A 10,309-nucleotide genomic window follows, 5' to 3' on the forward strand; every position below is an offset into this window, starting at 1 on the left:
GCCATTCTTTCGATAACAGAAATGGCAGAAAGTTCGTTTAATGGATTGCGATAAAACTTTCGCACTGCTTCAAAAATAGCTTTTTAAAGCGTAGCTTTAGGCACAGTTTAACCCTGACACGATGAAAAACTACTTTTACGCGCTCTGTGCCGCCTTTTTAGCGGCATGTTCAGGCCAGAAAAAAGCCGACCTAATTGTTTATAATGCAGCGGTCTATACCGTCGATTCGACCTTTTCCAAAGCCTCCGCTTTTGCCGTTAAAGATGGCAAATTTGTAGCCGTGGGCGATTCGGCCACCGTCTTTTCTCAGTTCCAGTCCGACTCCCTTGTCGATGCCCAAGGCAAACCCGTTTATCCTGGCCTATACGACGCCCACGCCCACTTCTACGGCCTCGGCCAAATGCTCGACCAAGCCGATTTGGTGGGCACGCAGTCGCCCGAAGAAATTATCGAACGCCTCAAAAAATACCAAGCCGAACATCCTGACGCCGTGTGGATTATTGGCCGTGGTTGGGACCAAAACGATTGGCCCATAAAAGAGTTTCCGACCAAAGACATCTTAGACAAAGCATTCCCCAACAACCCAGTCTATTTGACCCGCATCGACGGGCACGCGGGTTGGGTCAATTCCAAAGCTTTACAACTGGCAAAAATCACCGCAGAAACCAAAGCAGAAGGTGGCTTGGTGGTTCTGAAAAATGGACAACCGACGGGTGTGCTCATCGACCGCGCCCAGCAGCTTGTTCGCGCCCTCAATCCTACGCCCAACAAAGAAGATATTACGTCGAAACTCCTAAAAGCGCAGGCGATGTGTTTTCAATACGGCCTCACTAACGTCGGTGACGCGGGGTTGTCGCCTGATGTTATCGACCACATTGATAGCCTTCAGAAAGCAGGAACCCTCAAAATTCGGTTGTATCCGATGGTGAGCGTGAGTCAAGAAAACATCGAAAAGATGCTCAAAAAGGGCATTTATGTCTCTGACCGATTGAACGTTCGTTCGTTTAAGATTTATGCCGATGGCGCGTTGGGTTCGCGCGGGGCTTGTTTGCTCAAACCTTACAGCGACGCCCCCGAAACAACAGGCTTTCTGCTTTTTAGCCCCGCCGAACTTGAAAAATGGATTTCTCAATTGGCCAACAGCGAGTTTCAGGCCAATACGCACTGCATCGGGGATTCTTCTAACCGCTTGATGTTGAACCTCTACGCGAAGTATTTGAAAGGTAAAAATAATCGCCGTTGGCGGATTGAACACTCGCAAATTGTGGATGCTGCCGATGTAACGAAATTTGGCGATTATTCGATCTTACCTTCTGCCCAACCTACGCACGCTACCTCTGACATGTACTGGGCGGGGCAACGTTTGGGCAAAGACCGCGAAAAAAATGGGTATATTTTCAAAACCTTGATGGAGCAAAACCAAAAAATTGCGTTGGGCACCGATTTTCCCGTGGAGGCCGTCTCGCCTTTTTATACTTTTCACTCGGCCGTGTATCGGCAAGATGCCAAAGGCTTTCCTGCGGGAGGCTACCAAGTAGAAAATGCCCTGACGCGTGAACAAACGCTGCGCGGAATGACGATTTGGTCGGCCTACGGTAATTTTGAAGAAAATCGCCTCGGTAGCATCGAATTGGGCAAAGCGGCCGATTTTGTTATCCTAGAAAAAGACTTGATGACCGCCCCCGCCAACGAACTCCGTGAGCTAAAAGTGAACAAAACCTACGTAGCGGGCGAAAAGGTTTTTGAACGAAAATAACAGGCTGGAAGCCTACAAAAAAGGGGTACGAGGTAAAATCTCGTACCCCTTTTTTTTTTATTTTTTGTTAAAATATTGCAATTACAACTACAAACTAAGATATTTGGAGTACTATTTTCAGCGTTATCTCACCCCCCATCTATCTATGCAGCCACGCGACTTTCTATCTCTTATTTTTTATCAAAAAACTACCATTTCAAACCATGAAAACGCTCCAAAAAAAATCACGCCACTGCAAGTCGTTTGCAGTGACAACTCCTAGCTTTTTGAAAAACATTATTTTCTTTCTTTCATTTCTACTCCTTGGGTTTGGGAGTGAACTCAATGCGCAGGAAAGCCCCAAATGGGAAATTGGAACTGATTTACTTTGGTTGGTCGGTAAAAATTCCTTGCCCGATTATTCGCTTTTAGGAAGATATAAGCTTTCTGATAAAAATGCCCTAAGGGCTCGCGTCGGAGTTGCAAAAAGCAATGCTAAAAATACAGTTCCTCGTTTACAAGACAAACAAAATCTATTGTTTCGTGTAGGATATGAGCGTAATAAGCTACTTTCTGATGAGTTGAGTCTCTACTTTGGCGGTGACATTTTATATCAATACAATCATGAATATGTTTTAAATCCTGCTGAAGAATACAAACCATATTATTCCCTTTTATATACTTTAGGTCAGTTTCCATATCCTTTAAAATTGGTTACTAATGAAATGGGGTATGTGGCTTTTGTAGGAATCAAGTATCATTTAACCAATAACCTTTCTGTGTCGATGGAATCAAGCTTTAATCATACTTTTCAAAAAACAAAAGTATATGTTTTGCCATATACTCCAATGGATTTAAGATCTCGAAATGTCAATGTTTGGAATTTACAAATGTCCCCTATTTCCGTCCTAAATTTCAGCTTTCACTTTTAATTCTTGATAGTGCGAGCCTCCTGCTTACCATTCACAGGCTTCTAGCCATCTTCACACAACTGGCTGGAAGCCTGTGAATAAGCGGCACGAGGCACAACCTCGCGCCATCAAGCATTACCAGCGTTTATGATTAGTTATCACTTTTAAAACTGCACCACAATGAATATGCTCTCAAACTACACCTCCAGAAATACCGTTAAGATACTCTTCTTAGGTCTCTCACTCCTGCTTTACTCAATTGTAGTAGTTGCCCAAGATGCTTCAAAGTCTCAGGATGCTGCGCCTTTAGGCCACTCCGCTCGCTTAAAAATAGGAGTGGGGCTAGGATATGGCCACACCAATGTACGGGCTGGAAACTATACGCCTCTTTTGCGACCAACGGCTTCTATTCAATTAAATCAAACTCTTTCTCCCCGAAACCAATTTTTGTACAAACTCACTTATCGTTCTTTTGGTGACAAATACCCTCCCACTTTATTTAATGGGCAGGTTTATCAAGCATACGCCCAATTGGATTTTATAGGTGCATCATTTACGTACTTACGTCCGATAAAATTGGGCCTTCCCTTATTTGTTGGGGCGGGTATTTCGACCGAGCGATTGCTGAAAGATAGAATCAATACCATTTATCCAAACGGCGAACGTATTTCTGTTGCAAGCTACCAAACCTACAAGAAAATGAATCTAGGTGGGCAACTCGTAGGGCAATACCGCCCCAAACTCACCAAGCACTTAGAAACAGTTATTGAAGTAGAGTACGCCTTCGGACTTCTCAATTATTTCAAACCTGTTGCCACCCAAACAACAGGCCGCAAAACCTACTTAAATGGGCTTTTTGTAACTGTAAGTGCTTTGTTTTAGTCTATTATAACCGATAGCGAGAGCATCCTGCTCGTACTTACATTTACAGGCTTCTAGCCATCTTCACCTAACTGGCTGGAAGCCTGCGAATAAGCGGCACGAGGCAAAACCTCGCGCCTCAAGGAGTTTTTTTGAAGATGTAATTTAACCGTTTCAATCGGTCTGCATAACATGCTAAGTACGTGGCTTTGGCAGCATCACTTAACCAAGCGTTTTGAGTCAAAGCCCTTACTTTTTCGTAGTCTTTTTGAAAAAACCGCAATTGTTCACGTACTCTTTTCTCGATAATTCCAAGGCGGGCGCCAAAAACCAAGAAATCATCAAAGGCATAAAAAGCATTGGCTTCGTAGCTATCGGTTTCGTATTCATCCTTAAAAAGTCCATCTTTCAAGGCCATGTCCGAATCGGCGAGATGTAAGCGGGTACAAATCAAGTCGTAAGCTGGGCTTAAAACAAAATCACCATCGAGGGTTTCAAGAATTGAAAAATTTTTGAGGTGGGCATCTCCGTTTGAAAACAGGTAATTGAACAAAATCAATCGAAAAAAACGCTCTATTTCAATCCGATAAGCGGGTAAATAGTCTTTAATCAATTGCGCCATTTCTTCGTAACTTCCTTCGTACTTGTAGTCAGAACCTCGATTTTGCTTCGTTCGTCCCGATAAAGAGGCAAAATCTTCTTGCCGCCATTTTGAGCCATCAGGACGAAAGTCAAAGCGTTTGATGAGCAATGCAGGCTCTCCGTCTTCAAAAAAAATCAATCCATTAGCGGCCGTTGACATACCATATACTTGCTGGGCAATTTGCATTGTCAAGTGCTCATTCGCTGGAATTTCGCGGGCATTGGGTAAATCAGGAGGAATGGGTTTCAGAATGTAGGTGGATGGTTCGTTGGGCTGAGGCAGTCTTAATGCAGTACCATCGAGTACCAACCCATATTTTTCTTGCACTCCCGAAATCGATAGCTGTCTGAACGTTTGCCCAAAAGCCTGAAAGGCAGTCCTTCTAATGTCCTGATGTTTGAATCCCAAGAAAGGCGACACTCGCCTCCCATCGAAAAGTAATTTTCGGGCTTTGGGGCTATAAGCATCAAAACCTGATTGCAAAGTCGATGGACAAACACTTATTTTCATACCTCAACACCCTGGTTTTGCGTTTGTGCTACTATCCGTACGGCTCCAATGGTATCTGTGTGCGCGATGGCCAACAGAAGTCCAAAATCGTCGTTTTCGTCAATTTTTAACAATCGACATTGCAAGGCTCGGTTGTATCCTTCCGACAATAGCCCATAGAAAAAGGGAAATAAATGCGTGGAGCTGAATGCTTGCGACGAAATCGGCAGGGTCAAACTCAAGGCTCGGGCATTGGGCTGGGCAATGTACCTTTCGTCATACTGAAACACATAGCCTTGCGAGGTTTCTGTGAGCGTTCCAACGGCGTCCAAATTGAGATACACGATAGCTTTTCTCATGATTTGATGGTTAACGTAAGTTCTAAACCCAACACATCCCCAATTTTGCTCAGTGTTTCAAAAGAGGGATTGGCAACACCTGTTTCAATGGCAATGACAGTCCGAAGCCCCACCCCCGCTAAGTCTGCTAAATCATTTTGCCGAATGCGCAGCCGTTGCCGCCGTTGCTTGATGACAACTCCTAGTTGAAGCAAGTCCATATTTTTTGCTTTAAAATAGGCAATATACTGCTTATTTATAGTAAATACAAAGTTTGATAACAAACATTTGACTAAAACAGGCAATATGTTGCATACTTAATTTATTACTTACCAAAGGATTGTAATTTCAACTATAAACTAAGATATTTACAGAAGCGACACGAGGCGCAACCAAGCATAATCCATTTATTTTCTATCAAAAACTACCATTTCAAACCATGAAAACGCTCCAAAAAAAATCACGCCACTGCAAGTCGTTTGCAGTGACAACTCCTAGCTTTTTGAAAAACATTATTTTCTTTCTTTCATTTCTACTCCTTGGGTTTGGGAGTGAACTCAAAGCGCAGGAAAGCCCCAAATGGGAAATTGGAACTGATTTACTTTGGTTGGTCGGTAAAAATTCATTGCCCGATTATTCGCTTTTGGGAAGATATAAATTGTCTCAACGAGATGGTTTAAGAGCACGCATTGGACTATCTACTTCTTTTGCTAATAGTTCTATACCTCGTCTTTGGGATAAAGGTAGATACATGGTGCGAATAGGGTATGAACGAAATAAGGTCATTATAGAAGATAGGCTTATTGCGTATTATGGAGCAGATTTCCATTATTCTTACGGAAAAAGCTATATTCTAAATCCTTATGGAGCTGTTCGGAATGTGATATATACCAATGATTTATTAGACGCAAATCAAGACTACATATACCGTTTTGACAAGTCAATAGGGGGCGTTCTGTTTGGAGGTATAAAATATCATTTTGTAGATTTTCTTTCTATTTCTTTAGAAACTTCTTTATCAGCTTTAAATTCAACACAAAGGTTAAAGCCTTCTTTTGACCAAGGGCAGAGGCGCTCTGTAAATTATTGGGATACAGCTATCTCTCCTATTTCTGTCCTAAATTTCAGTTTTCACTTTTAATTCTTGATAGCGCGAGCTTCCTGCTTACCATTCACAAGCTTCTAGCCATCTTCACCCAACTGGCTGGAAGCCTGCGAATAAGCGGCACGAGGCAAAACCTCGCGCCATCAAGGGTTTCATACAAAAATTAAATAACCACCTCGCACCATCAAGGCACTATATTTTACCTCGGAACGATTTCTTGCATAAACTCGCGTCGCACTAACGCCAGATGCAACTTCTTGTTATTTTTGTGGAAAAACTGCACTAACCGTGACTTTCCGCAAACGAGTTTACAATACCCTTGAGTTTTCGGCCAGTGGGCGGCGCGGGTTGAACTTGTACATCAACATTAGTTTGGTGTCGGTCATTGTGCTCAATTCCCTCGCCATTGTCCTGCACACCGTCCCCGAAATCCGCCACAATCGCCTCTACGAACACATTTTTCAGTATTTCGAGATTTTTTCCGTGGGTATTTTCACCATCGAATACTTCCTGCGGATTTGGTCGTGCGTCGAAAACCCTCGGTACCGAAGCGATTGGCGGGGGCGTTTGCAGTTTATTTTTTCGTTTTGGGCCATTGTCGATTTTCTAGGGATTTTCCCCTTTTATTTCACCCTCCTTACCTCCGACTTTGGCATCATTCGTATTTTACGCGTCTTTCGACTCTTCCGACTGTTTCGGGTATCGCGTTATTCTCGCGCCCTCAAAATGATTCGAAACGTTTTCTACGAAACCAAAGAAGAACTGCTGATTTGTTTGTCTTTCATTGTTTTTACCCTCGTCATTTCGTCGAGTGTGATGTATTACTTGGAACACAACGCCCAACCCGAACGCTTCAAAAGTATTCCTGCCACCCTTTGGTGGGGGGTTATTACGATGACCACCACGGGTTACGGCGACATGTACCCCGTTACGGCCGCAGGGAAAGTATTTGGGGGTGTTGTCCTCATGCTTGGTATTGCGCTTTTTGCCCTGCCAACGGGTATTGTTGCTTCGGGTTTTATGGAGCAAATTCGCCGCGACAAAGGCCGAAAATACGTCCGCTGCCCCCACTGCGACGAGCTTATCGACTTACAGGAAGTACCTCATATTCACAAACCTGACCCCAAAAAACACTGATGCGGATTGGATTTGATGCCAAACGGGCGTTTAATAACCGAACGGGCTTGGGCAATTACAGCCGTTTTGTGCTCAATGCACTGCGCACTTTTGCCCCTACGCACACTTACACGGCCTACACGCCCAAAATAAAATCGGGACTGTTCGACGAATTTCCCGCGTCGCTTACCCGCACGCCTGTGTCGTCCAACGCCCTGTATGGCGCTTGGTGGCGCAGTTATGGCGTGGCGTCTGATGTACAACGAGATAAGATTCAGCTTTTTCACGGTCTTAGCAATGAGCTTCCTCAGGGATTGGGCAACATCAAATCGGTCGTTACAATTCACGACCTGATTTTTTTGCGCTATCCACATTTATACCCCGCCATCGACCGTTTTTTTTACCAACGTAAGTTCAAAAAAGCCTGCGCCGAAGCCGACTGCATCGTGGCCGTGAGTGAACAAACCAAACGCGACATCGTCGATTTTTATGGCACTTCACCCGAAAAAATCAGGGTCATTTACCAAGATTGCCACGAGGTTTTTCACTCTAACAACTCCATCTCGAACTCGTCTTACAACGAAGTTCAACAGAAATACAACCTAACTCGCCCCTTTGTCTTGTGCGTCGGCACGATTGAAACCCGCAAAAACCAAGGTCAGCTGGTCAGGGCATTTACCGAAGCTTCGCTGGAGGGGGCCGAATTGATTTTGGTTGGGGGAAAAACGGCCTACCAAGCCGAAATCGAACGCTACCTAACGCAGCACCAACGCTCGACCCGCGTACGAATCTTTAACAACGTGCCGTTTGCTGACTTACCCGTTCTGTATCGATTGGCTCGGGTGTTTGCCTACCCTTCGGTGTTTGAAGGTTTTGGTATTCCCATCGTCGAAGCGCTTCACAGCGGTGTGCCCGTGGTGGCAGCTACGGGTTCGTGTCTGGAAGAAGCGGGCGGCAAAGGTGCTTTGTACGCCGCTCCCGATGACGTTAACGAACTGGCCACCCACCTTCAACGCCTCTGGAACGACGAGCCACTTCGTGCTCAACTTGTAGCCGACGGTCAAGCCCACTTACACCAATTTTCAGCCTCTACTATCGCTGCCCAGCTTTCAGCCCTTTACGAAGAGGTCGGCAAACGGTAAACCATACGCGCTAAAAAACTTCTACCTTTGTCAAACCATCAACCTCATTGAGGCTCTTATGAGAAAGCTACTTGTTGTCTGGACACTGTTACTGCTCACTGGTAGGATGGGAGGATTTGCCCAAACTCCCACTCAGTTTATCTTTTTTAAAACCGACGCTGACGAAAATGAGAATCCTGCCGCCATCGTGTATGTACACTTTGCCAACAAAATGACCCAAATTGCCAAAATTACGGGTAATGCCGAAATGATTGATAAAAAGGAGTTTACCGAAAAGGGGATTCCCAAAAATGCCATTGCCGCCTGTGGTGCTTGGTGGGCAGGTGCTGGCGACTATTTTTACCTTCTCAAAACTCCCAAAGGAATTGCCGTTTACAAAGGTTGGCAAGATGAAAGCCAACAAGACAAGGGCTACCATTGGACTAAACTGAAAGAGATTTCCCGATAGCATGTTACTTCCCGCTCCCTTTATAAGCCTGTTGCAGGCACAACTTGGAACCGATTACGCTGATTTTGAGGCCGCTTTGCAAACGCTTCCGCCCGTCAGTATTCGCTACAATCCTAGAAAAATCACCGCTCCTGCGTCCCAAACGACTCCTATTCCTTGGTGTTTGGAAGGGAGGTATTTAGAACAGCGTCCTGTTTTTACACTCGACCCACTTTTTCATGCGGGGGCGTATTACGTACAAGAAGCCTCGTCGATGTTGATTGGACACGCACTGCCCCAAGTGGCTAACGTGGCCAAACCGCTTCGTGTGCTTGATTTATGCGCCGCTCCAGGCGGAAAAACCACCCTATTGACATCTTTACTTCATCCCGATAGTTTGGTACTGGCCAACGAAGTGATTAAAAGTAGGGTAATGATTTTGAAAGAAAACGTGCAAAAATGGGGTTCACCCAACGTTCACGTGAGCAACCATGACCCCGAGGATTTAGGGAAATTAGAGTCGTTTTTTGACGTTATTTTGATAGATGCCCCTTGTTCTGGCGAAGGTCTTTTTCGCAAAGACCCTGCGGCCATTAATGAGTGGTCGGAAGGAAGTGTACAAGTGTGTGCAGGTCGCCAAAAACGAATCGTGGACGCTGCCTTGCCTTTGCTTACTCCTGGTGGCATCTTGTTGTATTGTACCTGTACTTACAACGACAGTGAAAACCAAGGAACGGGTCAATGGTTGCTTGAGAAAGGTATGGAAGAAATCAAAATTAACGTACCCACTGACTGGGGAGTAGTTGAAAAACCCATTGGATACCAATGTTATCCGCACCGAGTCAAGGGCGAAGGTTTCTTTTTTTCGGTGTTTGAAAAGCCTCATGCCTTTCGTTCGGCGCAACGCTACGATACTTTGCCCAGAAGAGGTAAAGAAGAAGGCTTCCGATCATGTAAACGTTTGACCGCAAAACAACTTCCTGAAGCCCGTAAATGGCTAGAACAACCCGATAATTTTCATTTGTTTGTAAAGCCCAACGGAGAAGTAATTGCGTTTTTGGACAGCCAATTAAACGACATTCGGATTTTGGACAATACCCTTTCGGCCAAAGGACTAGGACTTGAAATGGGCGAGTTTAAGGGGAATGATTTTATTCCGTCGCACGCGCTCGCATTAAGTACAGTCCTGTCATCAGATATTTCTCGACTTGAGCTAACCGAAAACGAAGCACTGGTGTTTCTAAAGAAAGAAAATCTTTCGGTGGATGCTCCGCGTGGTTGGGTACTTGTAACTTATCAAAATCAAGGATTAGGCTGGGTGAAGGGATTGGGTAATCGGGTGAATAATTACTTACCCAAAGATTGGCGGATTCGGATGGAGATTCCTGAATGATAAACATTCTAAAAAGCAAAAAGCCTCCCAGTATTGGAAGGCTTTTTGTCGGGATGGCAAGATTCGAACTTGCGACCTCCTGGTCCCAAACCAGGCGCGATGACCGGACTACGCTACATCCCGAAAAAGACTGCCCCCGAGTAACTCGG

Annotated in this window: 11 protein-coding genes and 1 tRNA gene; 8 read left to right on the forward strand and 4 right to left on the reverse strand. The window is 44.9% G+C overall.

The annotated features are described in order from the left end of the window. The first annotated feature begins 121 nt into the window (after nt 1-121). From DTQ70_RS23280 to DTQ70_RS23290, 3 genes are all read left to right on the forward strand, one after another. Entirely contained in the window at nt 122-1,756 is a 1,635-nt protein-coding gene (locus DTQ70_RS23280) for an amidohydrolase (protein ID WP_122933026.1), read from the forward strand. 203 nt (nt 1,757-1,959) lie between these two features. Next, complete coding sequence (locus DTQ70_RS23285; RefSeq protein ID WP_122933027.1) at nt 1,960-2,667, forward strand: hypothetical protein; 708 nt, start codon at nt 1,960-1,962, stop codon at nt 2,665-2,667. Between the two features lie 159 nt (nt 2,668-2,826). After that, nucleotides 2,827-3,528: a hypothetical protein gene (locus DTQ70_RS23290; protein ID WP_164490170.1), complete on the forward strand. Its 702-nt coding sequence runs from the start codon at nt 2,827-2,829 to the stop codon at nt 3,526-3,528. Nucleotides 3,529-3,646: 118 nt separating this feature from the next. Here DTQ70_RS23290 and DTQ70_RS23295 read toward each other — a convergent pair whose 3' ends face one another. Genes DTQ70_RS23295 through DTQ70_RS23305 form a run of 3 tightly spaced genes read right to left on the reverse strand, consistent with a single transcriptional unit; the run spans nt 3,647 to nt 5,198 of the window. Next, a complete protein-coding gene (locus DTQ70_RS23295; protein ID WP_122933029.1) occupies nt 3,647-4,660 on the reverse strand; it encodes a HipA domain-containing protein in 1,014 nt (337 codons plus the stop codon). Next, nucleotides 4,657-4,998, reverse strand: coding sequence for a HipA N-terminal domain-containing protein (locus tag DTQ70_RS23300; RefSeq protein WP_122933030.1), 342 nt, complete (start codon nt 4,996-4,998; stop codon nt 4,657-4,659). The genes DTQ70_RS23295 and DTQ70_RS23300 overlap by 4 nt, the downstream gene beginning before the upstream one ends. Continuing rightward, nucleotides 4,995-5,198 carry a helix-turn-helix transcriptional regulator gene (locus DTQ70_RS23305; RefSeq protein WP_122934530.1) on the reverse strand — a complete coding sequence of 68 codons (204 nt, stop codon included), beginning with the start codon at nt 5,196-5,198 and terminating at the stop codon, nt 4,995-4,997. Before DTQ70_RS23305 ends, DTQ70_RS23300 begins: the two co-directional genes overlap by 4 nt. Nucleotides 5,199-5,416: 218 nt before the next feature. Between DTQ70_RS23305 and DTQ70_RS23310 the strand changes: the two genes are divergently transcribed. The 5 genes from DTQ70_RS23310 (at nt 5,417) to DTQ70_RS23330 (ending at nt 10,160) form a co-directional block, all read left to right on the forward strand. Further along, the gene (locus tag DTQ70_RS23310; RefSeq protein ID WP_122933031.1) at nt 5,417-6,118 is read left to right on the forward strand and encodes a hypothetical protein; all 702 of its coding nucleotides are present in this window, start codon (nt 5,417-5,419) and stop codon (nt 6,116-6,118) included. 252 nt (nt 6,119-6,370) lie between these two features. After that, nucleotides 6,371-7,219, forward strand: a complete 849-nt coding sequence (locus DTQ70_RS23315) for an ion transporter (protein ID WP_122933032.1) — start codon at nt 6,371-6,373, stop codon at nt 7,217-7,219. Next, nucleotides 7,219-8,340 (forward strand): glycosyltransferase family 1 protein, encoded by a 1,122-nt coding sequence (locus tag DTQ70_RS23320; protein WP_122933033.1) that lies wholly within the window; start codon nt 7,219-7,221, stop codon nt 8,338-8,340. The genes DTQ70_RS23315 and DTQ70_RS23320 overlap by 1 nt, the downstream gene beginning before the upstream one ends. A 58-nt stretch (nt 8,341-8,398) precedes the next feature. Then, nucleotides 8,399-8,788, forward strand: coding sequence for a hypothetical protein (locus tag DTQ70_RS23325; RefSeq protein ID WP_164490171.1), 390 nt, complete (start codon nt 8,399-8,401; stop codon nt 8,786-8,788). 1 nt (nt 8,789) lies between these two features. After that, nucleotides 8,790-10,160, forward strand: coding sequence for a methyltransferase RsmF C-terminal domain-like protein (locus DTQ70_RS23330; protein WP_122933035.1), 1,371 nt, complete (start codon nt 8,790-8,792; stop codon nt 10,158-10,160). 48 nt (nt 10,161-10,208) lie between these two features. Here DTQ70_RS23330 and DTQ70_RS23335 read toward each other — a convergent pair. Then, nucleotides 10,209-10,283: transfer RNA gene (locus DTQ70_RS23335), tRNA-Pro, on the reverse strand. Between the last annotated feature and the right edge of the window lie 26 nt (nt 10,284-10,309).

Source organism: Runella sp. SP2 (assembly GCF_003711225.1).
In the GTDB taxonomy this organism is placed as follows: Bacteria; Bacteroidota; Bacteroidia; order Cytophagales; family Spirosomataceae; genus Runella.

Coding starts and splice junctions, on each gene's coding strand:
- DTQ70_RS23320 (WP_122933033.1), top strand. CDS start 7,219: ATGCGGATTGGATTTGATGCCAAACGGGCGTTTAATAACCGAACGGGC.
- DTQ70_RS23290 (WP_164490170.1), top strand. CDS start 2,827: ATGAATATGCTCTCAAACTACACCTCCAGAAATACCGTTAAGATACTC.
- DTQ70_RS23295 (WP_122933029.1), bottom strand. CDS start 4,660: ATGAAAATAAGTGTTTGTCCATCGACTTTGCAATCAGGTTTTGATGCT.
- DTQ70_RS23285 (WP_122933027.1), top strand. CDS start 1,960: ATGAAAACGCTCCAAAAAAAATCACGCCACTGCAAGTCGTTTGCAGTG.
- DTQ70_RS23280 (WP_122933026.1), top strand. CDS start 122: ATGAAAAACTACTTTTACGCGCTCTGTGCCGCCTTTTTAGCGGCATGT.
- DTQ70_RS23310 (WP_122933031.1), top strand. CDS start 5,417: ATGAAAACGCTCCAAAAAAAATCACGCCACTGCAAGTCGTTTGCAGTG.
- DTQ70_RS23300 (WP_122933030.1), bottom strand. CDS start 4,998: ATGAGAAAAGCTATCGTGTATCTCAATTTGGACGCCGTTGGAACGCTC.
- DTQ70_RS23330 (WP_122933035.1), top strand. CDS start 8,790: ATGTTACTTCCCGCTCCCTTTATAAGCCTGTTGCAGGCACAACTTGGA.
- DTQ70_RS23325 (WP_164490171.1), top strand. CDS start 8,399: ATGAGAAAGCTACTTGTTGTCTGGACACTGTTACTGCTCACTGGTAGG.
- DTQ70_RS23305 (WP_122934530.1), bottom strand. CDS start 5,198: ATGGACTTGCTTCAACTAGGAGTTGTCATCAAGCAACGGCGGCAACGG.